The sequence below is a fragment of the Synechococcus sp. CS-603 genome, assembly GCF_977929215.1.
On sequence record NZ_OZ376778.1, the window covers coordinates 2,332,230 to 2,357,158 of the forward strand.

Sequence of the window (24,929 nt, forward strand, 5' to 3'; positions counted from 1 at the left end):
ACGCCACCCATCAACCTGATTGACACGGGACAGCAGGCTGAGCCCGATCTCAGCGCAGGCACTCGCCAGCCTGGCACCGGCTGCATTCGCCTCGGCGATCAGCTCAATGGCCCTATGCCGAGTCGCAGCAGTGGTCAGCCTTCCGCGTCCTCCGAGCAGAAGGCTTCCCACTTTTTTCGCAGCACCAGCAAGGCCGCCATCTCCGCCATGGCCTTTTCCTTGCGCTGCAGCTCCTTTTTGAGGGCTTTGATCTCTCGCTGGTCCTGGGCGCGGAGCTTTTCGAGCTCCTTCTGCTCGGCCATCGTCAGCACCGGCTTGGCATTGGCATCCTGGGCTGCCTGGCGCCAACGCTCCACCTGCTCGAAAAACGGGCCCCGCTCCCGGCAGCATGCGCTGAGCTCAGTGGCATTCAGGCTAGCGGTCTCCAGCACCACCGTGAACTTGTCGGCAGCGCTCCAGCCGTCTGGGTCCTTCTCCGATGCCGGCACCACCTCCCCCTGTAACCGCCACGTCTTCCTCCATTTGTAGAGGGTGATCACGTGGATGCCCAGCTCTTCTGAAATCCTGGCCACGCTCTGCCTGTGCGGCGGGCTCATCCGCCTTCTCACATCAGCCTTGACGGCCTCGCTGTATCCGCGCATTGATCATGTCCTCAAGCCCCCAGGTGTACTGACGAGAGGGGTGACATCTTCCTAAGAAACACCCACGGCCATCAGAGATCTCGGCCATTCATCCGGTTGCGACCAGTTTGTAACCAAGCGCTTTTGCACGCCTTTCCAGACCACGCACGTGTCGTTCTTGTGATGCCTGCTGGTAAGCCAAAGCCCCCGGCTCTTGAAATGCCATGCCATAGCGCAACATATTATAGTAAAGAATGGCAATCTTGCGCGCTGTAGCTATCAATGCTTTGCCTTTTCCAACCCGTGCAGATAGCCGCCGCTGGAATGCACCCAAGGCAGTGCTGGTTCTGCTGATTGGCACTGCTGCCATCCAAAAAGCGCTGCCGGCCCTAGTTGCTCCCTGTCGTGTCCGCGAGGAAAGTACCCGGCCACCAGAAATCTTATTTTGTGGGCTCAAGCCAAGCCAGGAGACAAAATGCTTGGCGCTTGGCCAGCGGGTCATGTCAAGCCCACACTCACTGATCAAGGTAATCACCGTTGCAGGCCCTAAACCGGGCAGGCTTAATAGGTCTTGGCCTGCTAACGCTGTAATCAAGGCCTGAGGATTGAACGAGAAACCATTGCCCATGATTCGCCAGTCGCTTGCTTGCTTCTCAGGCTCAACATAGCTATCCCCGGCCAGGTCATTCAGAACGACTTGACCGGCTAATTCACATTCTTGAATCTTTACTGAATAAGCATCAAACATCTCGACTGCAACCTTAAGCTCAAAGAGGTGTTCTTCTTGATAGTTGCCGTTTAGAGCGGCAGCTATCGTTGCTTGTGACTCCTTGCAGCGGGGATCACGCAGTGCGGCCAACTCCTCTGCATCTCTTTAACCTGAAAGGATGGCATCAATGATCCTGCGTGCAGTCAGACCAGTGATGTCTTTCACAACATGATGCAACTGTAGATTCATTTGCATGAGGGCCTTCTGCATGTGTTGCTGATGCGAGGAGCGATAACGCACCAAAACATCCCTTTGCCGGAAGTAAGCCCTGAGCTTGGCGATACAGGGATCTGGTTGAAAGCTTGCGCGAACAAGACCGTAGCTGTGAAGTTGCTGCAACCATTGAGCATCACTGATATCAGTCTTCCGTCCGGGAACATTCTTGACGTGCCTAGCATTGACCAGATAGACTTCAATGCCATATTCCACTAGTATTTCGTAGAGTGGAACCCAGTAGATTCCAGTCGATTCCATGGCCACCGTCTTGATGTCGATGGCAAGCAACCACTCAGCCATAGCTTTCAAATCATTGGTGAAGCTTGAGAATTTCCGTACTGGGTCATCGTCAAGCTCCGCTGGTACCGCTACAACATGAAACCGACTGCCGATGTCGATTCCTGCTGAACGTGGATTGACCACTCTTAGGCGCGCACGGCGGAGGCGAGAGGGGGAAGAAGTTCCTGGCATGCATCCACTGCAATGGGTCTGAGGAGGGAAGCCAAGCAGGTTCTGCGCTAAAGAATGAACATTTTCCTAATCGGGATCAACACTCGGGATTACTCCAGAAGTGTCGTCGCCAGGGCAGGGAGCGCTGTGAGAACCCAGACCACGTTTCCTTGCGGGAACAAGTCTCCAAAGATGTCATCGGCCATGGCCTGACTTACCCATGGCCAGTTTGGCAACGGCCTTTGGACTTGGCCGTGGGTGTTTCGGACGCGAGGGCGTGCTCAGGGGTACTGGTACGTTTCCTGAAACCGGGGGAGACGACTGGTATAAATCCATCGAACGACTCATTGGCCAAACTGATTGGCCCAGCGAGAAGCTTTACACGAATGTCAATGATTGCTAAACTGCAGAATGACTTGTCGTAAACCACATTTCAGGCATCCCCATTATCGTTTCATGTGCAGCCAGTTCGTCTTTACCGTGAGGCATGGGGCCTACCTGGTTGCACGACAGGCTTTGCATGGACGGCGGAGTCTCCCAAACTAGTACCCACGCAGACGTGGTGGCAGGCGTTAAGCGAGCCGTGATTGTTTCCCTGACAGACGGTGGCAGCAATGCTGTGAAACATGGGCTTCGCACATCAGTCATGCCCAATACACTTCAAGCTGAAGTCAAGGCCCTTGAAGCACAGGGCACCAAAACCAAACTGATTGTGTGCGGCTTGTCTCCAGGCATGACGCACATCAAGAGCCTCGTTGACCCCACCTCGATTAAACCCATGATGACCGATGGGCGCTCTAGAGGGGTTGACGAAGCCAAAGAACTCGTTGCTTTTTGGAACTAGTATTAGTTGCCCTTTCATGCCTCATGCATAAATCACATCGTCACCACAATAGACAAATCCGCCATATTTTTTCATTTTCTGTAGATGCGAAAGTTGCAGATCTACTCTATAAAAACTACTTTTCTCAGATATCGACTATCGGCCCATTAAGCGGGCACCTTGAAATAGTATCATTTCCAAGCCAGACCTGAGACGCCAAAAACTCATCCTGCGAACGCGCAGATCCCGCAGACATCCAACTCCATGGCTTCAAGTTAGTCCGCTTCCATCTAGCATTGATGATGGGTTAACGGCTGTGTCTATGATCAAACAGCGAGCTTAGTCTCTCACAGAGAATCGCCTAGAGCAGGCCATCATATTGACCTAATATATCTCAAAGCCTATGGATGTACCTCTCCACATCCCAGAATCAACACTATCCCATTCAGCTATGCCAAATGGACAGCTTCAATTACATAGCTCAAAGGCCGACAGGGAGTCGTGCGTACTTTTCAAGATACCCACAATAAGTTTTCGCATCTCAAGCATCAAGCCCGACAGGAGTAGCCATGTTAAATAGTTATCATCTTCATCGACACAAAGCAACAGCAAGGGAGGGCTCATGAGAACAAGATCAGGTCAATCGAAAAGCTCAGAAATGGAATCAACAGATACAGAGCTTTCAAGTAATCTATCAATACCTGATCTGATAGCAAAACTCAAAACATCTAAGACAGGGCTCAGCCAAGAGGAAGCTGATCAACGCCTTTCTAGGTACGGACCAAACGAATTAAAAGAACAAAAAGCCAATCCCTTTCTGGCTTTTCTCCAGAACTTCTGGGGACCAATTCCATGGATGATTGAAATTGCAGCAGTTCTTTCGGCAATAGTGGGACATTGGCCTGACTTCTTCATCATTCTCCTGTTGCTGATCTCCAATGCTTTTGTTGGCTTCTGGGAGGAACATGAGGCGGGCAACGCAATCGCTGCACTGAAGGCAAAGCTGTCTGTAAGAGCGCGAGTCAAACGGCATGGACAGTGGATCACGATCGCATCTCGTGAATTGGTACCAGGTGATTTGATCCGCCTGCGACTTGGTGACATTGTGCCCGCCGATGCCCGCCTGCTTGATGGGGATCCAGTCGAAGTCGATCAATCCGCTCTGACTGGCGAATCTTTACCCACTGAACGCAAGTCTGGCGAGGCCATATATTCAGGTTCAATCCTTCGCCAGGGGGAAGTCAGTGCAATAGTTTACGCGACAGGTTCAAAGACTTACTTCGGTAAGACCGCGCAACTCGTGCAGACAGGACAGACAGTCAGCCATTTTCAAAAGGCAGTCTTGAAGATTGGCAATTATCTAATTGTCCTGGCTTTGGGGCTTGTAACGCTAATTATTGTCGTTGCGATCATCCGAGGGGATCCCATCCTTACAACCTTGCAGTTCGCCTTGGTGTTGACAGTAGCGGCGATTCCTGTCGCCATGCCGACGGTTCTTTCGGTCACAATGGCCGTTGGAGCCCGATTGCTTGCCAAGAAACAGGCGATCGTAAGCAAATTGGTTGCAATCGAAGAGTTAGCAGGTGTAGACGTTCTCTGCGCGGATAAAACTGGCACACTGACCCAGAATAAGTTAACTTTAGGAGATCCCTTTTGTGTCAACTCAAGTTCTGTCGAGGAGGTCATTCTCTATGGTGCGCTGGCATCACGCTCGGAAAACAATGACACGATTGATCTCGCTGTATTGGATGGGATAAAGAGCAACCAGTCTCTAAATAATTACGAGATCGTCCACTTTATCCCCTTTGACCCAGTGCATAAACGTACTGAATCTACAGTCAAGGGTAGTGACAGCAGGACCTTCAAGGTGACCAAGGGAGCACCGCAGGTAATTCTTGCTTTAGCTGAAAACACTCAGGAGATTAAAATGGCCGTTGACAAGGCTGTCAATGCATTTGCGGCACGAGGGTTTCGCTCGTTGGGAGTAGCGCGAGCAGAAGGGGATGGGCCCTGGCAATTTATAGGGGTTCTCCCCTTGTTCGATCCGCCCTGGGGCGATGCAAAGAGCACAATCGCTACGGCAAGCAAGATGGGTGTTCAGATCAAGATGGTGACAGGCGATGCACTCGCGATCGCTAAGGAAACAGCAAAAGTACTGGGGCTGGGCACAACTATTCTCGATGCCAGCAGTCTGGGCGATGTCAAGCAGCAAGAGACAACGGCGGCAGCTAAATCCATCGAGCAAGCCGATGGCTTCGCCCAAGTGTTCCCTGAACACAAGTTCCATATTGTCGATGTGCTGCAAAAACACGGTCACTTTGTTGGCATGACCGGTGATGGTGTGAATGACGCCCCTGCGCTGAAAAAATCGGACTGCGGCATTGCTGTTTCGGATGCAACAGAGGCGGCAAGGGCAGCCGCAGACATTGTGCTGCTGACGCCTGGACTGTCGGTGATTATTGAAGCGATCAAGGAGAGTCGCCGCATTTTTCAACGGATGAACAGCTACGCGATCTACCGCATCACCGAAACGCTGCGCGTTCTGTTGTTGATGACATTGGCAATCCTGGTGTTCAACTTCTATCCTGTCACCGCTGTCATGATCGTCATACTGGCATTACTCAACGATGGTGCAATATTATCGATCGCCTATGACCGCGTTCATTATCGCGATCAGCCTGAAGTATGGGATATGCGCTTAGTGCTAAGCATCTCTACCGTGCTGGGCGTAATGGGCGTAATCTCTGCATTTGGATTATTTTATCTGGGAGAGCGTGTTTTTCTACTAGATCGCGACCATATCCAGACCTTGATGTACCTAAAACTCTCTATCGCAGGACATTTAACCATCTTCCTGACACGTACACAAGGACCGTTCTGGTCGATTCGTCCCGCAAGGATTCTATGGTTCGCCGTTCTCGGCACCCAGGCTCTTGCCACGGTGATCGCCGTCTATGGGTTCTTCATGACACCGCTCGGCTGGGGCTGGGCACTGTTCGTTTGGGGCTACGCACTGGTTTGGTTCCTTGTCAATGACCGCGTGAAGCTACTCGCCTATTGGCTTCTAATACCGCGTCGATTGAAATTCTCCTAATTGTTTTCAATCGCTGAGTTTTAGGGTCAGAATATGGGGCGTTAGTGGATGAGCGTTGCGGAATCAACTCCGCCAGAGTGGTTCAACTAAACAGCAAGGGCTCGCCCAACGAAGGCATCACCACTCTCCATCTTTCACCGTTCCAGCTGGCTCCATAGGTCCAGAGCTGCTCCAGAAGATGGTTTCTTACTGGCGAGCCTTTTTCTATCTATTGATGCGATAGCTGTATCTGTTTCACAATTCATGGCTGAGACGCGCGCTCGCACCCACGAACATCAACGACAGGGTGGATGGGCATCCGGGTAAGAAGCCAGGCCTTTGCCAGCCATTGGTAGCGTCAGTCCATGAATGCGCCGTTTTCTCGCCGTAAGCTTCTTGCCCTCGCCGCCGGCGCCGCCGGTGCCGGTGGCTTGCGGGCCCTGGGGGTCTGGCCTGGGGGGAGCCAGACGGCTGAAGGCGAGATCAGCGCCAGCGCTGCGGCAGCCCCAGGAGCGGCGAGCGCGGCGGAACTTGCCGCCGGAGTGAAACTGCCAGCGCGGGCCGATCTCCGCCTGGTGCTGATCTCTGATCTCAACTCCAGTTACGGCTCCACCACCTACATCCCCGAGGTGGCCAGGGCCGTGTCCCTGATCCCCTCGCTGCGCCCTGACCTGGTGCTTTGCGCCGGCGACATGGTGGCCGGACAGAAGACCAGCCTCAGCGATGGCCAGCTCAGGGCGATGTGGGCGTCTTTCGGGGGGCGGATCCTGGCGCCCTTACGCAACGCCGGCCTGCCCTTTGCGCCAACGATGGGCAACCATGACGCGTCGTCGAGCCGCAGCGGCGGGCGTTACACGTTCGAGCGTGAGCGCCAGGAAGCGGCCCGTTTCTGGACGAGTCGCCGCAAAGATCTGGGGCTCTCCTTCCTGGATGCCTCGGGCTTTCCCTTCTTCTATTCCGTTCTGCAGGATGGGCTGTTCCTGCTGGTCTGGGACGCCTCCTCCGCCCTGATTTCAGCCGAGCAGCTGCGTTGGGCCGAGCGCAGCCTCGCCTCTGACGCCGCCCGCTTGGCCCGCCGCAGGCTCGTACTCGGCCACCTGCCCCTGCAGGCCGTGGCCAAGGGCCGCGACAGCGGCGGCAACGTGCTGAGCGGAGCGAGCAGCTTGCGCCAGCTCCTGGAGCGCTACGACGTGGAGGCCTACATCAGCGGCCACCAGCACGCCTATTTCCCGGCCCGGCTTGGCCAGCTCGATCTTTTCGCGCTCGGCGCCAGCGGCAGCGGCCCGCGCCAACTACTCCTGGGAGGCGCCGCCGCCTTCCAGACCCTCACCGTGCTCGATCTCTCCTGGCAGAGCGGAAGCACCCGTGACACCACCTACAACCTGCGCACCCTGGAGGTGGTGAACCGCAACGCCCTCCCGGGTCGAATCATCAACCGCCAGGGCCAGGCGCTGGTGCGGCGAGCCGGCTGACCCCGGGGATCTCGGAGATCTCGGTGGCCGCCGGAGCCCGCGTCAGGCCCACATCCACGCCGATGTGCTGCTCCGGGCGGCCGGTGATCAGCAGGGCGCTGCGCTGACGGGTGGCGATCTGCCACAGCCAGCGGGTGAGCAGGGTGATGCGGTTTTCGGTGGCAGGGATGAAGGCCAGGTGGGCCAGTCCCCAGAGCAGCCAACCGAGCAAGCCAGTGACGCGCAGGCCGCGCAGGTCGGCCACCGCGAACAGCGGACCGATCACCGCCATGGAGCCAAGATCCAGCCAGCGGAAGGGCGGACTGACCTCGCCCTTGATCTGGCGCAGGATGTCGCCGGCCACCCACGACCCCATCTGCACCGCCGGGCCGGCCATGCCGGGCAGCGGCGCGCCGTCGCTGGTGTGGCCGTAGCTGCAGAGATCGCCCACCACCCGCAGCTCCGGATGACCCGGCACCGAGAAATCGGGCTCCACCAGCACGCGCCCGAGGCGATCCACAGCGCAGCCGCTGCGCTCGGCCAGCAGTTTTCCGAGCCGTGAGGCCCGCACCCCAGCGGTCCAGCAGACGGTGGCGGCCTCGAGAAAGCGGGGTTCCCCTTCTTCCTTGAGCAGGACCTTGCCCGGCTCGATCGCCCCCACCATTGAGCCCAGACACAGCTCCACCCCATTGCGCTCCAGGTACTCCGCTGCCGCCGCCGAGAGGCTGGGATGCATTGTTGGCAGCACCCGATCCACCGCATCCACCAGCACCACCCGGCAGAGCTCCACCTGCAACTGCTTGAAATCGCGGCGGATGGCGCTGTGCATCAGCTCCACCAGGGAGCCCGCCAGTTCGCAACCGGCCGGCCCGGCACCCACCACCACCACCGACTGCAGGAACTGGCGGCGCTGGGGATCGGTGGTCTGCTCGGCCTCTTCCAGGGCCATCAGCAACCGGCGACGAATTTCCTGGGCGTGCTCCAGGATCTTCATCGGCGGTGCCAGCGGCCGCCATTCCTCGTGACCGAAATAGGTGCTGCCCGAACCGCAGGCCAGCACCAGCTGGTCGTAGCCGTAGTGATGGCCGTTGAACCGCAGGGAACGGTTCTCCAGATCAAGGTCGGTGACCTCCCCCAGCAGCACCTGAACGTTGGGGGCCTGACCCACCATCTGGCGCAGGGGCGAGGCCACATCCGCCGCCGAGACCAGCCCCGAAGCCACCTGATAGAGGAGGGGCTGAAACAGGTTGAAATTGCGCTTGTCAATCAGGGTGACGCGCACCGGCTGGCGGGCCAGGGCCTGGCAGACGCGAACGCCGGCGAAGCCACCGCCCACCACCACCACATGGGGCCAGCTCGCCTGGGTGGCGGCGGGGGGGTCGAGTTCAAGAAAGAAGCGTTCCGGCGCCATTGAATCGGTGAGCATCAGCAAGACCAACAAGTTGACGTTTAGGGCGCAGGCGCCGAGCGGGTTGTCTCCGTTGCAGCACTCGCACAGGCAGGGCGGGAACTGGGCTGGGCCTTGATGGGCGGGCTAGGCCGGTTCGGCCAAAAACAGGGGGTGTCGCCTGAACGGGGCTGGGCCTGATCCGCTCCGGACTCGCCCCGGGCAAAGGCCAGCCAGCGGAAATCACCGAGGGCGGCGGGATCCACCAGCCGCAGCAAGGCTTCGCGACGGGCCAGCAGCTCGCCCAGCCCGGCGCCGCCCTGGTGCTGAAGCCCGTGCAGCCGTTCCGCCAGCCCCAGGGCCAGCAGCGCCTCCCCCTGGCGGCACTGACCCAGCAGCTGCCAACCGCTGGCGCTGGCCGCCGCCACCAGGCTGTCGATGCAGAGGTGGGCGGTGAGATCCCAGTGGCCGGGATCGGCCAGGGGATCGCTGCTGGCCTGCTGGCCCCGGTAGGCCATCAAGGTGCCGTTGGAGCGCTGCGGCGCGTAGTAGCGCCAGGCCTCCAGGGCGTAGTCGACCACCAGCAGGCGGCCGCAGCGCAGCGCCGCACCACAGGCCGCCAGCCAGGGCTCGAGCCCCGGATGCAGCTCCGTGCACCAGCCTGGAGGCCGCTGCTCCCCAGGCGGTTGCAGGCCCAGGGGCTGCAGCCGTGCCGCTGCCGCCGGCTCCAGGGGTCCGCCGGGCTCCAGCCGCAACGTTCCCTGCTGGAGCGTCACCAGCTGCTGGCGCCAGCCCGCCCCGCTGCTCACGATCCGCTCCACCGCCAGGGCATCGAGCACCTCGTGGGCCAGCACCACGCCCCGCAGCGGCCGCGCCGCCAGCTCCTCGAAGCTGCTCCAGCGCACCGGCAGCGGGCAATCCTCAAGCCGCTGCCGCTGGCGGGCGGCCATGCCGGCGTTGGGCTCCACCAGCACCAGCTCGGTGCAGGCCGCCAGCAACGGCCAACCGTCCACCAGCGCAGCGGCCAGCTGCCCGGCCAGGTCGCCCTCGCCAGGGCCGGTCTCGATCAGGGAGAGGCGGGAGCTGCCGATCTCCTGCGAAGAGGTGTCTTGCGTCGGTGGATCCAGTGCAAGCTCCTTGAGCCACTGGGCAACCTGGGCCGCGAGCAGGCCGGCAAAGTCAGCCCCCAGCGACGGGGCCGTGGCGAAATCGCCATGGCGGCCGATGCGCAGGCGGCCAGCTCCGTAGGCACCGTGCTCAGGGTCATGCAACGCCCAGTCCATGTAGCGGGCGAAGGGCACGCTGCCGCCTGCCGCTTCGAGGCGCTGTTGCAGCCAGGCAGGAACGGGCACGGCAGGAGCCTGGCTGGAAGAGAATGAAGCGTCACTGAAGCAGCCGCATGGGTCAAGCCGACCGATCCCGTCCCACTCCTCCGCCTGGCCTGCTCGGGATCGCGGCGGCCCTGCTGGTGCTGCTGACGGCCCTGGGCGGCCTGGCCGGGGGGGCGATGGCGGCGGACAACCCTGAGTTGCTTCCCGATCACCCCACCCCGGTGATCGATCTGGCCCGGGCCCTCACCGACGGCCAGCGCGACAGCCTGGAAGCCGAACTGGCCGATTTTGAAACAAGCAGCGGCTGGAAGCTGCGGGTCCTCACCCAGTACGAGCGCACCCCCGGCCTGGCGGTGAAGGAGTTCTGGGGGCTCGATGAGCGCAGCCTCGTGCTTGTGGCCGATCCGCGCGGCGGCAACCTGCTCAACTTCAACGTCGGCGACGCCCTGTTCGCCCTGATGCCCCGCACCTTCTGGGTGGAGCTGCAGACGCGCTACGGCAACCAGTACTACGTGCGCGACCACGGCGAAGACGGCGCCATCGTTGATTCCCTCGCTGCCGTGGAAACCTGCCTGGAGCGGGGCGGCTGTCAGGTGGTGCCCGGCCTTCCCCAGGAGCAGTGGTTGCTCACCTTCTGCACCTCAGTGCTGGGCGGCTTGATCGTCGGCTTTGCCGGCTACCCACGCAAGGAGGGGGATCGGGTCGCCTGGAGTTGGGTGCTGCTGCTCTCACCGCTGTGGGGAATGCTGTTCCTGATCTTTGGACTTGGGCCGGTGATCACGCGCACCTCAGATCTGCTGCCCATCCTGCGCAACAGCCTCGGCTTCCTGGGCTCAACGGTGCTGGCCTACCTGATCGCCCAGCGCACGGTGGGCAAGCCCCCGCTCAGCGGCGATCAGGCCTGAACTGATTTAGTTGGGGGTGCTGCCGACATCCCGCAGGGCACAAGCCAGGCTGCCGTAGGTGCACTGAGCAATCGGCGGCTCCACGGTCTGAGCCTGGGCAATGTCATTGCGGCGGATGATGCTGGCCCGCAGCATTGAGAGATTGGCCTCATAGAACTGCTTGAGCTCGGTGAAGCGCTTGACCGGCTGGCCATAGAAACTGCGGCCAGCGAGGGTGGGGAAGGAGGCCCACTCAGGTGCCAGCTTGGCAGCCAGTTGCGGGGTCATCACGCCGCGGTCTGCCAGCTCAAGGGCTCCACGGTGGCGGATCAGAAAAATCGCTGCTTGATCCTGCACCTCAGGGCCGAAGCCACCCAGACCCATCCGACGGGTCACCATGTCCCAGGTGGGTGGCATGAACTGGTAAGCACCGGCAGCTGCACTGGCATACCGGGCCGTGCGCATCACCCGGTTGGGGTGACGGTCCAAGGAGGACATCAACGAGCCGCCGAACAGGATCCAGTAACCCTGGTCCTGGCCGTTGGCCCAGGTGCCCTCAGCGAAGCGAATCGTGTTGAGCAGGGCCCGTCGTTCCGGCGTGATCGCGAAGGAGCGGGCCGTGTCGGCGGCTTCGCGCACATCCACCGCGGCCACGGAACGGGGTTCCAGTGGGGAGGCCATGGGAGCGCTCATGCTGGGACGACGAATCTCCTGCCAGATGGTGGCCTGAGCCGGGGCTGCTGCCCCGATCAACAGAGCGGAGAGGAGGAGGCGAGCGGGCGGGAAGAAGTTAGGCAAACCGGGGATGTCGTGAGTGGGGAAGAACAACGCAAGGCATTAGCCACCTCAGAAAGCAGTGACCGCCATGGGAATTTGGCGGACTTTGACGCAACAAGAAAACGAAGAAGGTTGCGATCGCAACCAAATTGCGGCGGGAATTAGTTGGAACGACTGCAGAACAGCTGAGCGAGAAAACTTTGTGCTTCAGCAGATGAATCGTGAAAGATTTGGATCAGGAACCGTCGGAGAGATGGATGGATACATCGCGGCGGGCTATGTCGTTGGATAACTTGACAAATACCGGGCCCACAGGTGTTCGCATAAGTGACAGTCGCATAAGTGTCTACCGGTTATCAGATGTGGTGTGGGCGTTCGCATCACTGACTCAGGCAAGGATTCTTGTTGATCAGGGCCCCATCTTTCGCGATGATCAGCTCTCCTGATTGAAGCCATGAGCATCGATAGGCATTTCCAGTAAAAGCCTTCCAGTGCAGCGCTTCTCGGCCATTCAGGCTAGTGCCGAAGCCGCTCTTGCAGCCGCAAAGGCTTCGATCGCCTCAGCCGCCTGCTCCGCCCCATCGCTCACCAGTGGCGCCCCCCGGGCGGCCAGCAACGGCTGGTCGAGTTGCCAGTCACCGCCCAGCAGTTGGGCCTGGCTCAGCAACCGGTGCGGCCCGCAGCGCTGCAGCTCCCGCTCCATGACCGCCGCCTCGGCGAAGCCCTGCCGCGCCACCAGATGGACTCCCATCTGATTGGAGAGGGCCTCACAGAAACTGCTGTAGCCCGCCTTGCCGATCAGCCGCTCGCACAGGGGCATCACCTCCAGCGGCCGCACGTCTGCGGGCAGAACCCGGCCATTCGGTGCGGCTGCAGCCGCTGGATCGGAGCTGATGAACCACCAATCGGGCCAGCGTCCAAACAGTTCGGGATCGAGCCGATAGCCGAAGCCACCGAAGGCCAGCAGCACGCAGCGCTGTCGCTGCTGGGGCAGATCCAGTTGGCGGCGCAGGATCTGCGGATTCAGCCGTGGCTTCCCGGCGGTGAGTCCCACCCGCGTCTCCGGCAGCCGCCAGTCCATGGCCAGCGAAAACGGGCAGCGGATCAGACCATCACCCCGGCGGTACAGATCCCGGCAACGCTCCGCCCAGGCCAGGAACGCACCGCCCATCGGGGCGTAGATGTCGTCCCAGCCGAAGTTGCCCATCCAGAGCAACGGCAGCCCGGTGGCTTCCGCCAGCCGGGCTGCGGCAGGGGGAACATCGCCCAGCAGCAGCGCAGGGCCGCCCTGGGCCGCCAACCAGGCCGCCTCGGTGCTGATCTGCCCAGGCAGGCGCTGCTCCAGGGCCGCAAGGGCCGCGAGTGTGGCCGGCCCGTCCACTCCGAGAGCATCAGCCTGCACAGCGCCCACATCCCAGCCACAGGGGCGGTGCTCAAAGGGAGTGGCCCCGAAGGCGCCGGCGAGAAAGGAGGTGGGCAGGGAGCTGGAGATCACCAGCCGCCAGGAGGGTTGGCGTGCCGCCAGGGCCAGCAGCACCGAAGCCACCCGCGACCCATGGCCAAAGCCGTGGCCGCTGACGCAGGCATAGATCAGCACGTCACGGCAAGGGGTTGCTCCACCAACGTCTGTTCATAGAGCAGGCGACCTTCCGGGCTGTACCAGCGGTGGCTGGCGTGAACCAGCCGGTGGCCGTCAAGTTCGGCCCAGGAGAAATGGCGCAGTTCCCGCCCCTCACCGTCGATGCCGTGGCGCGGCACACAGGCCGCATTGAGATAGGCGGTGCCGCGGCGATCAACCAGAAAGCTGCGGCGTTCGCCGCTGCCACGCATCAGGCGGTGGTGCATATGACCGAAAACCACCAGCGGCAGGGGGCGCTGGCGCTGGATGCGCTCGATCGCCATCGCCAGGTCCATGTCGCCCCAGTCGCAGGCGGGAGGTTTCCAATCCCGGCCGCAGGGGTCGCGGGCCTCGCTGCCCAGGCCCGTGGGGCCTGAATGGGCCAGCAGCACGAGGGGGCGCTCTGGATCGGCAGCCAGGGCGGCCGCCGTGATCCGATCGGCCGATTCCCGCGAGGAGACCGGCCCCCACAGCGCCTTCACCCCCATGGAAAGGTGATAGCCGCCGCCGGCGCTGGCTGGGCGCCCGCCCACCACCGAGAGTCCAGCTGGCTCAAGGTCGCAGCGGCGCCAGCCGCAATGGCGCTCACCGAGTAGGTCGATCTGGCGCTGGAGCTTGCGGCCGCTGTCGTCTTTGCCGGTGTCGTGGTTGCCGAGAATGCAGGCGAGTGGCTGATCGAGCGAGGCGAGGCTGGTGGCGATCCGCTCCTGGCCATCACTGAGATCGCCGACCACCAGAAAGGCATCGGGCGCCAGGATGCGCAGCAGGGCCACGTCGCTGCGATCCCACTGCCCGTGCAGATCCCCGGCAATGGCGATGCGTATCTGCGCCGTGTCGACTCCCTAGGCTGGGAGCATCCTGCCGCAAATGAGGCTCCGGTTGGTTTTCGCGGCCTCTGAGACTCGCTTCCCTTCTCCCACCACCACCGCTGCCGGCTCAGGCTCCGCTCCAAGCCACGCGGCCCTGCCGGGGGCCATCGACGCCCTGAAGCGCCGGCGGAACGCCGTGATCCTGGCGCACTACTACCAGAGCCCCGAAATCCAGGACGTGGCCGATTTCATCGGCGATTCCCTGGAGCTCTCCCGACAGGCGGCTGCAACGGACGCCGAGGTGATCGTCTTCTGTGGCGTTCACTTCATGGCCGAAACCGCCAAGATCCTCAGCCCCGCCAAAATGGTGCTGCTGCCGGATCTGGAGGCGGGCTGTTCCCTGGCTGACGCCTGCCCCGCCGACGCCTTCGCCGCCTTCCGCGCCGAGCACCCAGACCACCTGGTGGTGAGCTACATCAACTGCTCGGCGGCGGTGAAAGCCCAGAGCGACCTGATCTGCACCAGCAGCAACGCCGTGCGCCTAGTGCAGCAGCTGCCAGCCGAGCGGCCGATCCTGTTCGCCCCCGACCAGAACCTGGGTCGCTGGGTGGCCCAACAGAGTGGGCGTGAACTCACCCTCTGGCCCGGCAGCTGCATCGTGCACGAAACCTTCAGCGAGGAGGCCGTGCTGCGGCTGAAGCTGGAGCACCCACAGGCCGAAGTGATCGCCCATCCGGAATGCCAGCCCAACCTGCTCGATCTCGCCGACTTCATCGGCTCCACCAGCAAGCTGCTGGCCCGCGCGGCCGCCAGCCCGGCCCCCGGTTTCATCGTGCTCACCGAGCCCGGCATCCTGCACCAGATGCGGCGCCAGGTGCCGGCCAAGAGTTTTTATGAGGTGCCGGGTCTCGACGGCTGCAGTTGCAACGCCTGCCCCTACATGCGGCTGAACACGCTGGAGAAGCTCTGGCATTGCCTCGAGACGATGGCCCCGGCGATCGAGCTCGACGAAGCCATGCGGCTGAAGGCCCTGGCGCCGATCCAGCGGATGCTGGAACTGAGCGTCTGAGCTGGATCGCGTTCCTCAGCGCAGGTCCGCCTCAGTAGCTGTAGTTCGCCACAAACAGCGAGCCTGCATCATCTGTGGGTTCCGAGCCCGGCACATAAACGCCGCGGGCAGCGGCGCCGTTGGCCCTGGCGCGGGCCAGCAGGGCCGCCTGACCCGCCGCCAGATCGTGGCCCTTCCACTGGCTGAGGCATGAATGCTGCAGGGCACGGCCGTAGGAGAACCCCAGGTGCCAGGGGGCGCCAGCAGCGGCCGCATTGATGGCGGAGAGGTACACACTGGCCTCCTCCTCGCCCAGTCCGCCCGAGAGAAACAGGATCGCCGGCACGGCGGGGGGCACGCTGCGCTTGAGGGTGCGCAGGCTGAAATCGGCCACCTGCTCGGAGCTGGGGCGCTCGGTGCAGTCGGCGCCGGGGAGGGTCATCGAGGGCTTGAGCAGGGTGCCCTCCAGGAACACTCCGTTGAGCCCGAGGGCTTCATAAACCGTGCGCAGTACCCATTCCTGCAGGGCGGCGGTGGTGAGGATGTCGTGGTCGCCATCCATCAGGATCTCCGGCTCCACGATCGGCACCAGGCCCTCGTCCTGGACGGTGCGGGCATAGCGAGCGAGCCCCCAGGCGTTCTCACGCACGCACAGCTCCGACGGGCAGCCATCGGCTGAGATGCGCAGCACCGCCCGCCATTTGGCAAAGCGGGCGCCGCGGGCATAGGCGCTCGCGGCCCGCTCCCGCAGACCCTTAAGCCCGGTGCACCAGCTTTCGCCGGGCAGGCCACCGGCCAGGGGCTCCACGCCCAGATCCAGCTTGATGCCGGCGATCAGGCCCTGCTGCTTGAAACAATCGAGGATCGAGGCGCCCGCTTGGCTGGAGCTGGCGGCAGCCTGCTGGAACAGGGTTTCCTCGTAGAGGATCACGCCACTGATCCATTCGCCGAGGCCAGGGGCGGTGGCCAGCAGAGTGCGATAAGCGCGGCGGTGCTCCTCACTGTTCTCCAGTCCAATCGCCGCAAAGCGCTTGCCGATCGTGCCGGTGGATTCATCGGCCGCCAGCAGACCACTGCCAGGCCGGGAGAGGGCGGCGGCCGTGGCCTCCAGCTCCTCGCGATAGGTGTCGAGTGCCATGGGGCCAGCGGCGATGCGGGATCCATGGCTAACTGGGAAGGGTCGTCACCGTCAACGCCATGGCCCTGCCCCGCGACGGCCTGATCCAGCTCAGCCCGCAGGGGCTGTATTGCCCGGCGGCAGACGCCTGGATCGACCCCTGGCGGCCGGTGCCCCGGGCCCTGATCACCCACGGCCACGCCGACCATGCACGCCCCGGCAGTGGCGCCTATTGGGCCGTGGCCAGCGGCGAAGGCGTGCTGCGCCAGCGGCTGGGCCAGGCGATCGCGCTCACAGCCATGGACTACGGCCAGGAGCTGAAGCTGGGTGACGCCACCCTGTCGTTCCACAGCGCCGGCCATGTGCTGGGCTCCGCCCAGATCCGCCTCAGCGCCGGTTCAGAAACCTGGCTGATCAGCGGCGACTACAAACGGGATGACGACCCCAGCTGCGCGCCGTTCGAGCCGGTGCGCGCCGATGTGTTGATCACCGAGGCCACCTTTGGCCTACCGATCTACCGCTGGCAGCCGGGCCGAGAGGTGGCCGCCGAGATCCTGAGCTGGTGGCGGGCCGCCCCGGAGCGGCCATCGCTGCTGTTCGCCTATGCCTTTGGCAAGGCGCAGCGGCTGCTGGCGGAACTGGCGGCGCTGGGAGTGCAAGAGGAGGTGCTGCTGCATGGCGCCGTGCAGACCCTGATGGCCCCCTACCGATCCCAGGGCATCGTGCTGCAACCGACGCGACCCGTTAGTGAGCTGCCAAGAAGTGAATCACTGGCAGGCCGGCTGGTGATTGCGCCGCCCTCAGCCCACCGCTCGGTGTGGATGAAACGCTTCAAGGCGCCCCAGACGGCCTTCGTGAGCGGCTGGATGGCCGTACGTGGCGCCCGGCGGCGGCGCGGCTACGAGCGCGGCTTCACCCTCAGCGATCACGCCGACTGGAACGGCCTGCTGCGCAGCGTGCGCGATTCAGGCGCCCGCCAGGTGTATGTGACCCACGGCAACAGCGACGGCCTGGCCCGCTATCTGCGCGAACAGGAAGGGATCGATGCGGAACCCCTGCAGGGGGGCTTTGAAGCGGAGCGCTCAGACGAAGACAGGGTTGCCGCTGGCGTCGAACCATTGGGCTGAATCCAAATCATTTTCAAAATCACTGGTTCCTAAGACGAACAGCCCTGCCGGCTCTCAAAGGCTGGAGTTGCCAAAGGGGCAAAGATGAGGCCTGCACGGTTGTCCGCACTCTCCGCTCCAATCCGAGAAGCGCGCATTCGCTATAGCAACGGACCAGCTCGCGATATCAGAGCGGAGAAACAAAAAACCAAAACGTGATCCAAAGACGATCTAATATAGAATCACAGCTATTTATAGCGACACGACACACTCTCCAAAACAGCTGGTCCAGCGGGAAAGTATTCAATGCTCAGAAATAATTCAAAGCGGCTTTCATTCGCCTTTGTTGCATTTTAAAGCCTTACCGCCTTGCCAGCCCGGGCTCAAGCCAAACCGGCCGCTGTCAACGTCAAGCAGATCGCAAAGGAGGCTTTTATCGATGGCTTTCCGATGGTGATGAACTATACCATATTCTACGAGTATTTCATCAACAGATCTGGAGCCGAATACAAAGCACCTTTAAACCATCTCTACAACACAGCTCGCGCCTACACCCCGAAAGACACTGCGATTGCTACACCCAATAGCGATACGCCCTATTCATCCTTTGGGATGTATTTACGCGCAGAACCATTTGCTATCTGCAATCCAAGGATTGAAGAATCACGCTACTTCTCCGTGCAACTCGTTGACATTTACACGTTCAACTATGGGTACATCGACAGTCGCACAACAGACAACAGTGCCGCGCGTAACACGATTGCAGGTCCGAACTGGACGGGAGAAAAGCCTGATGGAATCGGCAAGCTGTTCCGCAGTGAAACTGACTTCTCCATCGCCATCATCTGAACTCAGTTGATTGATTCTGCCGATCTCGAAAATGTTGTAAAAATCCAATCAGTCTACCGGGCCTTAACACTCTCCAAGTTTCAGAACAAGCCATCACCACCAACCGCACCAGCCATCGCCTGGCCCGCGATCAACAAGGAGCTGGCTGACACCAATCCCTTCACCTACCTGAATTTCGTTTTGGGCTTCGCCCCAGCCACAGGGCCAGCCGCCGTGGAAATTCCCATGCGCAAGCGCTTGGCCAACATCGGCATAGAAGCGGGCAAGCCGTTCTCCCTTGATGCACGTTCACCCCAGCAGAAGGCTGAATTCACCATGGGAATGACGAGTGGTCTGGAGGCAATCAAGGCAACCACCGGCGCCCTTGGCAAGGATGAAAATGGTTGGCACGTAGCCACAAACGGCTTCGGTGATCGCAAGACCTATGCGGGCAACTTCTCACTCCGTGCTGCCGCCGCCATGGCGGGCATCTATGGCAATGATGCTGTTGAAGTGTTGTATCCATTGCTGGCCACCGATGGAGACGGAAAGAAAGCCGATACCAGCACCAACCGCTACACACTCACCTTCACGGCCGATCAGCTGCCACCCGTCAATGCGTTCTGGTCCGTCACCATGTACGACGGAAAGACGCAGTTACTGATCGACAACCCGATCAACCGGTATCTGATCAACTCGCCGATGCTGCCCAAGCTGAAAAAGAACATCGACGGCTCACTCACCATCCACATCCAGAAAGATTCACCGGGCAAGGCAGGGGAAGCCAACTGGCTGCCAGCCCCCAATGGCCCGATCTATTTGGTCATGCGGCTCTACTGGCCCAAAGAATCGGCCCTGAAGGGATCCTGGCAACCGCCAGCCTTGCAGCGGGTCGAGTGAATCCGGTCAAAGCCATGGCCCGTCGGTTGCCGGTCTCAGCCTCGTTGGAAACATCCAAGTGGTCACGGAGCTTCCTCTGACAGAGCGACGTAGTCGGTGAGTAAATGCGGCTCCCACAATACAGGGCAGCGAGTGAAGATCCCATAGCCTATCAATTAGAATTAGCTATTTTGCGAATCGAGAATATGTACCACAATCTATTCTTCACAGTCGATCGATCTGAACGACCAAGGCCCGCGGGCTTATCGTTGATGGGCCGTTGCAAGAGACAGACCCTCCCTGCCGCCCCTCAATTGAAAACAACAAGAAGAGCAAGATTAAAGCGATAGGCAGCAAAATTCAAATCAAGAAGAACGAGCTACACCGATTCATGTTTACCAGAAAGAATTAACAACTTTTCAGTCATTCCGATAACTTAACTCCATGATCAACAATGCCAATCAAAGCCAGTCGCACGGCAGGCTCTTGGCATCACAATTCAGCATAGATCGAGGCTAAGATAACTGATCGAAGAATTAAAGAAGTTGCCCTTTACCATCGAGTCTGCTCGCAATATTTTCCCTGGAACGCTGGCAGCGGATGTGGTGCCAGCCACGATTGTGCGCTTCAACAAATTGGAGGTTGAAGACAAACTGGCGTTGATCTGGTTTGCCTACCAGGAAATGGGAAAGACACTCTCAGTGACAACTCCCGACCCTGTGAATATGCAGTTTGCCAGCAGCACGCTCAGCCAGATCAAGTTGATGGATTTTAGTGAGCAAGTGCAATTAATGCGCGACCTCGCCAGTCGCACGGATCGACCCATCTCCCGTATTTATGCCACCTGGTCAGTCAATATCAAACTTGGCTTTTGGTTCCAAATGGGCCAGTGGATGGAAGAGGGGATTGTCACTCCGATTCCTCAGAACTACCAACTCTCAGCCAATGCCTTGGCTGTCCTTCAAGCCATTCGGGATGTTGTTGATCCAGGTCAACAAATTACGATTCTGCGCAATGCCGTGGTGGACATGGGTTTTGACACAGAGCAGTTGGGCAGTTACAGCTCGGTGGCGGAACCGTTAGTCCCACCGATAGAGAGGGCCAAGCGCAACCCGATTGCTGACATTCCTGGCGTGGAAAACCCTTTGATCTGTGAGTATATCGAAAATCTGAATGCCAATGACTTTGACGCCCTGCTTCAACTCTTTGCTTTGGATGGCGCCTTGCAACCCCCTTTCCAACGTCCAATTGTGGGGCATGAAGCCCTGATTCGCTTTTTTCGGGAAGATTGTCAGAACTTGAGCTTGTTGCCAGAACGGGGCATCACCGAACCGGACGAGGATGGTTACACCCGGATCAAGGTCACCGGCAAGGTTCAAACCCCTTGGTTTGGTAGGGATGTGGGCATGAACGTGTCCTGGCGCTTCCTTCTCAATCCAGAGAACAAAATCTACTTTGTAGCCATTGACTTACTCGCTTCCGCCCAAGAGCTGCTGAATTTGGCTCCTTAGGTTGTTTTGTTATTCAGCAGTCCTGCGACAAAGAATGCGAAGCCACTTAAGTGATAAGATTTGGCACTTTTTCATAACAGCCAGCTCCACATCAATGCCCATTTCATCAGGAGTTTTCCTCCACTTGCTCAAGAAACTACTCCACGGTCTCAACTAGATTGGCGCCACAATCAAACCGATTGAAACGGGGCATTATGCTTGAACTAGCATCCATGGGGAAAGCTATAGGGATCGGGGACAAGGGTTGGATCGTCGCCATACGTTTCTAATGGCCAACCTTCTCTATAGGGTACTTTTCAGAAAATCCAAACCAGGCATGGTGTAGTTGCCTGCAAATTTCGAAATATATGTAAGACAAAGGCAACATCAAAGTCGCTGGCGACACATCATGAATCACAGCAGTCAACCATAGCATCAGTCGAACGGGAAAATAGCTGTATAATCGCCTTGCTTCAAAGACCCTGCCTAGGCGTTCGATAGTCCTATCTATGCCTGAGGATCTGCTCAGCCTCCTTCAAGACAAGCTGGCATCACTTGGTTATGCCCGAAGAACAAAAGAGGCGTATGAACTTTGGATTCATCGCTTTTTTGCGTTTCATCAGACATCCCATCTAAGTGAAATCAAGGAAACGGAACTCAATTCATTCCTGATTCACCTGGCAACAGTGGAAGGCGTTAGCCCCTCAAGCCAACATCAGGCCTCTTCAGCATTGATCTTTCTTTGCCGTCATGTACTCGGCAATGGGAAGATCAAAGCATCTTCATTAAATCGGATTCCCAGACAGGACAAGCTGCCTTTGATTCTTTGCCAGGAAGACGTGGAGAAAGTACTTCGTACCATGTCTAATCCTAGTTCTGTCGTGGCAAGTTTGCTCTATGGCAGCGGATTACGACTGATGGAAGCGCTACAGCTCAGATGCAGAGACTTGGAGCTGCGTAGACAGAAGTTCGTATTCGCAACGGTCAAAGCGAGGTACTCAGGACCACAATCATTCCATTTCCCCTCATCACCCCCCTGCAACAACATCTGTTAACTGTCAGAAAGGTTCATCAGACAGACCTGGAAGCAGGATGGGGGCGCGTGCAATTGCCAGATGTTCTTAGCCTTGACAAGGGATGGCTTTCAACCTGCTGGGAATGGCAGTGGCTGTTTCCTCAACATAGACGCATGATTAATCAACTGACCGGCGAGCAGAGTCGTCATCATCTCAATCCAACCGTTGTTCAAAAAGCCCTGAAGCAGGCACTCCACAAATGTGAGATTCATAAACCCGTAAGCTGCCACACTTTGCGACATAGTTTCGGGACCCATATGTTGGAATTGGGCAATGAACTAAAAACCATCCAGATCCTGATGGGGCATGATCATCTCAGAGTCACACAACAATACAGCCAACTAACGAATCCAAATCGTTTCGGGTAGACCTGTTTCATTGGCTAACACTGACCAGTATGTCGAAACAACTGGCAGCACAAAGCCGTGTAATACCTACACAAATCTCAATGTCATCAGGACATTGCTTTTTGCCACTGCAATCTCAAAGGCACAGCAACAAAACAAGCAGTGTGGATACACGCCCCTACGGCAGGCAAGCAGTCGATGCCACTTAGCTTGACCAAGCCTGTAGTGATTCCACCGTCCATGGCACTCGTCTCAACCTTTGAACTGTTACTGAAGCCGCAGCTACCGACTTCAGTCACGGCAAGTATTCCAAATCTTGCTCCCCTGACCCGGACAATTTTACAGGGGTACTTTTTGTCAATTGCCAATCCTAACGGAATTAAAATTGCCCTTAGAATCATATTTACAACACAAACACCAGGACTGGATCCCGCCACGGTTCTTGCCTTTCTTGATACTGCGGGGACGAACACAACCTTGACAGGTAACACCACCATTGCAAGCGGTATCGCTAGTACTACTTACGACATCACGATTGATGCTAACGATACTTGCCTCTTGATTCTTCAGCCAAATATCACAGATCAGAAGTTTTTCCTAGCCAGTGATTATGAATTGCGCGGATACTCCGAGATTTTTGCCTTAGAGCCAAATAGCCTGCGCTCTCTTGCTGTTCTTGTTACCGCAGAACACCGAGGCACATTTTATGGATTGCTTGATGACAAAGAGTTCCTCAATCTCGGTGAGGTTGCTTACTCCTTGCCGTTGGCTGGGGGTGGATCGCTTATCCATGTGGATTCTGCTTCATAAGCACCACCGCGAATGACCTTGGGCCTCTTGATGCTTTCACCATTAATGCGGAGTCGACAGGTACTGCTCCACCCACAACCGCGTGGGGTGATCCAGTTCATCGGTGCCTTCCTGTTCGGCTCCTTTCCAGGCAGTGCCTATCGGCCCCTGCTTCAGGCTCTGTATGCGCAGGGTTATTCCTTAGTGTTGCATCGTTTTTCATTCAATCCAGTGCAGTTCAACCACTGGCAAGTGGCTTTCGGCTTGCTGGAGAGGAAGCAGCAAGTCCTCGATCAGATCCAGCAAGCGCTTCCCCCTGACAAGGCAGCGTTCTATGCCGACCCAACCAACACCTGCTGGTTGGGTCACAGCCTCGGATGCAAATTCATCCTGTTGCTGGAAATCCTCAGCAACCAGCCTGATCGCCGCGAGGAAATTCTGCGCGGTGCTTTGCCGGTACTCGCTGCTGAATCCATCTTGGCTCGATTGGGCCACATGGAGAGAACATCCGCCGATGGCGGCCAAGGTGTCCGTGATCAGGCTTCAATCCTGTTGGCTCCAGAGATCAGCAACACAGTTCGCGTGCTGCGTTCCGGATGGCAGATCTCCCGACAAGGGGTCCAACCAAACCTGCAACAAACCAAGGATCTCGTCCTGGCCAGCTTCGAGCTGTTCAATCTGACTGGGGTGATTGGCTTCAACAGCGACGGCATCTCGCTTGACGATGTGGAGTTCCTGAGATCAGAACTGGCACGGCGAGAGGTTCCATCACTGCCCATAGCTGAGCTGGAGGGATGGCATTTCGAACCTCTGGGATTGCATGTAGGCCGACTGGCTCAGAGCATCGACGACGGATTCGTTCAGCTAAGGGCAACGCTGAAGCAGCCCCTAGTTTCATAGATCAAGTAGCCAAAGATCAAGCAGACTTTGCAAGGGATATTGCAGCGTTCTAGACGTATCGATCAAGGACTTTCTATCCTTTTTAAGATCTTTTTTCTACCAGATTTCAGCCAACTCAGCTGGAAGACATAATCATTGGCCGATGGCTGCGGACCCACCCAATAGCTCATCAAACCGAGAGTCTCGGCTTATTGATCAGCCGTCTGCCATAGAGAATAGCCATGAATCCAGTGCCATACATCAACAAGCTGTAAACAGCAGCAGGCACAGCCATCTCAGGGTTGTTGAGCAAGCCAGCGGTTATAGCAATCGCCAGGGTTCCATTCTGAATGCCCACTTCAATCGCCAAACAGATCTGTTGGGCGCGGGGCAGCTGAAATAGCCTCCCAGCCAGAAGGCCGGCCAGCATGGCCAGCAGGTTCAGGAAGAGCACTCCGATTCCCACCTGCATGAGAAACCCCGGCAATTTGCTGCCTTCGCGGAACAGCAGCAGCCCAATAATCAGGGCTAGCAATCCCGAAGCAAGCCGGCTCATGGGCTTCTCGAGGCGACGTGCGGCTTGAGGAAAGGCGCGCCGAATGGCCATGCCAATCGCAATCGGTAGCAGGGTGATCAGGACAATCTGCAGCATGGTCGAGCCGATCGGCAGGGCGATGGCGGCCCGTTCTCCAAGAAAGGTTTGGAGTGCCAGATTGATCAAAATCGGGATGGTAAAAACTGTGATCACGCTATTGATGGCCGTGAGGGTCACCGACAGGGCCACATCGCCCTTGGCCAGGTAGGTGATCAGATTCGATGAAGGACCGCCCGGACACACCGCCACCACAATCAGTCCAACAGCAAGGTCGGGCGGCATGGGAAGGATCGTTGCAATCAACGCACCCAGCAGCGGCAACACCACAATCTGGCAAAACGTACCCACGGCAACGGCCTTGGGATAGCGCGTGATGCGCTTGAAATCGTTGGGAACCAGGCTCAACCCCATCCCCAACATGACAACTGCCAAAGCCAGCGGCAGTAAAATAGCGGTGAAGAAACTACTCTGCATCAGCACCAGAACTGGAAAACAGTAAAGGAATGAAGCCGTTCAAACAACTGGCTCTCAACATCGACTCATTCTCGATCACTACCATCCATGGGT

General features: G+C 58.8%; 23 protein-coding genes. 13 read left to right on the plus strand and 10 right to left on the minus strand.

The genetic code is table 11. The features are described from left to right. Positions 1-134 precede the first annotated feature (134 nt). From ACXMDM_RS12330 to ACXMDM_RS12340, 3 genes are all read right to left on the minus strand, one after another. Positions 135-596, minus strand: coding sequence for a helix-turn-helix domain-containing protein (locus ACXMDM_RS12330; RefSeq protein WP_071799809.1), 462 nt, complete (start codon positions 594-596; stop codon positions 135-137). A 133-nt stretch (positions 597-729) separates the two neighbouring features. Further along, positions 730-1,479, minus strand: coding sequence for a transposase (locus ACXMDM_RS12335; protein ID WP_205526843.1), 750 nt, complete (start codon positions 1,477-1,479; stop codon positions 730-732). 15 nt (positions 1,480-1,494) lie between these two features. After that, positions 1,495-2,076 carry an IS110 family RNA-guided transposase gene (locus tag ACXMDM_RS12340; RefSeq protein WP_205526844.1) on the minus strand — a complete coding sequence of 194 codons (582 nt, stop codon included), beginning with the start codon at positions 2,074-2,076 and terminating at the stop codon, positions 1,495-1,497. 562 nt (positions 2,077-2,638) lie between these two features. Between ACXMDM_RS12340 and ACXMDM_RS12345 the strand changes: the two genes are divergently transcribed. The 3 genes from ACXMDM_RS12345 to ACXMDM_RS12355 all read left to right on the plus strand — a co-directional run bounded on the left by ACXMDM_RS12345 (position 2,639) and on the right by ACXMDM_RS12355 (position 7,423). Beyond that, complete coding sequence (locus ACXMDM_RS12345) at positions 2,639-2,899, plus strand: hypothetical protein (RefSeq protein ID WP_145537049.1); 261 nt, start codon at positions 2,639-2,641, stop codon at positions 2,897-2,899. A gap of 637 nt (positions 2,900-3,536) precedes the next feature. Next, positions 3,537-5,972 carry a plasma-membrane proton-efflux P-type ATPase gene (locus tag ACXMDM_RS12350; protein ID WP_071799811.1) on the plus strand — a complete coding sequence of 812 codons (2,436 nt, stop codon included), beginning with the start codon at positions 3,537-3,539 and terminating at the stop codon, positions 5,970-5,972. Positions 5,973-6,316: 344 nt separating this feature from the next. Beyond that, positions 6,317-7,423, plus strand: coding sequence for a metallophosphoesterase family protein (locus ACXMDM_RS12355; protein WP_071799812.1), 1,107 nt, complete (start codon positions 6,317-6,319; stop codon positions 7,421-7,423). On the opposite strand, the gene ACXMDM_RS12360 is transcribed toward ACXMDM_RS12355, so the two are convergent. Both ACXMDM_RS12360 and ACXMDM_RS12365 read right to left on the minus strand, forming a co-directional pair. After that, the gene (locus ACXMDM_RS12360) at positions 7,383-8,813 is read right to left on the minus strand and encodes an NAD(P)/FAD-dependent oxidoreductase (protein ID WP_071801847.1); all 1,431 of its coding nucleotides are present in this window, start codon (positions 8,811-8,813) and stop codon (positions 7,383-7,385) included. The two genes, ACXMDM_RS12355 and ACXMDM_RS12360, sit on opposite strands and share 41 nt — an antisense overlap. 38 nt (positions 8,814-8,851) lie before the next feature. Continuing rightward, complete coding sequence (locus ACXMDM_RS12365) at positions 8,852-10,141, minus strand: class I SAM-dependent methyltransferase (protein WP_499569721.1); 1,290 nt, start codon at positions 10,139-10,141, stop codon at positions 8,852-8,854. A 47-nt stretch (positions 10,142-10,188) separates the two neighbouring features. On the opposite strand from ACXMDM_RS12365, the gene ACXMDM_RS12370 reads away from it, so the two are divergent. Continuing rightward, positions 10,189-11,025: a TPM domain-containing protein gene (locus ACXMDM_RS12370; RefSeq protein WP_071799814.1), complete on the plus strand. Its 837-nt coding sequence runs from the start codon at positions 10,189-10,191 to the stop codon at positions 11,023-11,025. Between the two features lie 6 nt (positions 11,026-11,031). Here the strand turns inward: ACXMDM_RS12370 and ACXMDM_RS12375 are convergent, their stop codons facing one another. The 3 genes from ACXMDM_RS12375 to ACXMDM_RS12385 form a co-directional block, all read right to left on the minus strand. Continuing rightward, complete coding sequence (locus tag ACXMDM_RS12375) at positions 11,032-11,685, minus strand: glycoside hydrolase family 24 protein (RefSeq protein WP_233830945.1); 654 nt, start codon at positions 11,683-11,685, stop codon at positions 11,032-11,034. A 607-nt stretch (positions 11,686-12,292) separates the two neighbouring features. Next, complete coding sequence (locus tag ACXMDM_RS12380) at positions 12,293-13,378, minus strand: hypothetical protein (protein WP_071799816.1); 1,086 nt, start codon at positions 13,376-13,378, stop codon at positions 12,293-12,295. Then, a complete protein-coding gene (locus tag ACXMDM_RS12385; RefSeq protein ID WP_499569724.1) occupies positions 13,372-14,172 on the minus strand; it encodes a TIGR04168 family protein in 801 nt (266 codons plus the stop codon). The genes ACXMDM_RS12380 and ACXMDM_RS12385 overlap by 7 nt, the downstream gene beginning before the upstream one ends. 94 nt (positions 14,173-14,266) lie before the next feature. On the opposite strand from ACXMDM_RS12385, the gene nadA reads away from it, so the two are divergent. Continuing rightward, positions 14,267-15,277, plus strand: coding sequence for a quinolinate synthase NadA (nadA, locus tag ACXMDM_RS12390; protein WP_120352741.1), 1,011 nt, complete (start codon positions 14,267-14,269; stop codon positions 15,275-15,277). Positions 15,278-15,308: 31 nt separating this feature from the next. Here nadA and ACXMDM_RS12395 read toward each other — a convergent pair whose 3' ends face one another. Beyond that, positions 15,309-16,394 (minus strand): class I fructose-bisphosphate aldolase, encoded by a 1,086-nt coding sequence (locus tag ACXMDM_RS12395; protein ID WP_071799818.1) that lies wholly within the window; start codon positions 16,392-16,394, stop codon positions 15,309-15,311. Positions 16,395-16,453: 59 nt separating this feature from the next. On the opposite strand from ACXMDM_RS12395, the gene ACXMDM_RS12400 reads away from it, so the two are divergent. The 8 genes from ACXMDM_RS12400 to ACXMDM_RS12435 all read left to right on the plus strand — a co-directional run bounded on the left by ACXMDM_RS12400 (position 16,454) and on the right by ACXMDM_RS12435 (position 23,788). Beyond that, a complete protein-coding gene (locus ACXMDM_RS12400; RefSeq protein WP_186437645.1) occupies positions 16,454-17,500 on the plus strand; it encodes a ligase-associated DNA damage response exonuclease in 1,047 nt (348 codons plus the stop codon). A gap of 348 nt (positions 17,501-17,848) precedes the next feature. Further along, complete coding sequence (locus tag ACXMDM_RS12405) at positions 17,849-18,328, plus strand: DUF1254 domain-containing protein (protein ID WP_205526845.1); 480 nt, start codon at positions 17,849-17,851, stop codon at positions 18,326-18,328. A gap of 6 nt (positions 18,329-18,334) precedes the next feature. Then, the gene (locus ACXMDM_RS12410) at positions 18,335-19,207 is read left to right on the plus strand and encodes a DUF1254 domain-containing protein (protein ID WP_205526846.1); all 873 of its coding nucleotides are present in this window, start codon (positions 18,335-18,337) and stop codon (positions 19,205-19,207) included. 524 nt (positions 19,208-19,731) lie between these two features. Beyond that, positions 19,732-20,697, plus strand: a complete 966-nt coding sequence (locus ACXMDM_RS12415) for an orange carotenoid-binding protein (protein WP_071799819.1) — start codon at positions 19,732-19,734, stop codon at positions 20,695-20,697. A 488-nt stretch (positions 20,698-21,185) separates the two neighbouring features. After that, positions 21,186-21,731: a tyrosine-type recombinase/integrase gene (locus tag ACXMDM_RS12420; protein WP_083544330.1), complete on the plus strand. Its 546-nt coding sequence runs from the start codon at positions 21,186-21,188 to the stop codon at positions 21,729-21,731. 134 nt (positions 21,732-21,865) lie between these two features. Next, the gene (locus ACXMDM_RS12425; RefSeq protein ID WP_499570417.1) at positions 21,866-22,120 is read left to right on the plus strand and encodes a tyrosine-type recombinase/integrase; all 255 of its coding nucleotides are present in this window, start codon (positions 21,866-21,868) and stop codon (positions 22,118-22,120) included. A gap of 219 nt (positions 22,121-22,339) precedes the next feature. Next, positions 22,340-22,909, plus strand: a complete 570-nt coding sequence (locus tag ACXMDM_RS12430) for a hypothetical protein (protein WP_071799820.1) — start codon at positions 22,340-22,342, stop codon at positions 22,907-22,909. Between the two features lie 87 nt (positions 22,910-22,996). Further along, entirely contained in the window at positions 22,997-23,788 is a 792-nt protein-coding gene (locus ACXMDM_RS12435) for a DUF1350 family protein (RefSeq protein ID WP_162922828.1), read from the plus strand. A gap of 169 nt (positions 23,789-23,957) precedes the next feature. On the opposite strand, the gene ACXMDM_RS12440 is transcribed toward ACXMDM_RS12435, so the two are convergent. Further along, positions 23,958-24,836, minus strand: coding sequence for a bile acid:sodium symporter family protein (locus ACXMDM_RS12440; RefSeq protein WP_071801850.1), 879 nt, complete (start codon positions 24,834-24,836; stop codon positions 23,958-23,960). Positions 24,837-24,929 lie beyond the last annotated feature (93 nt).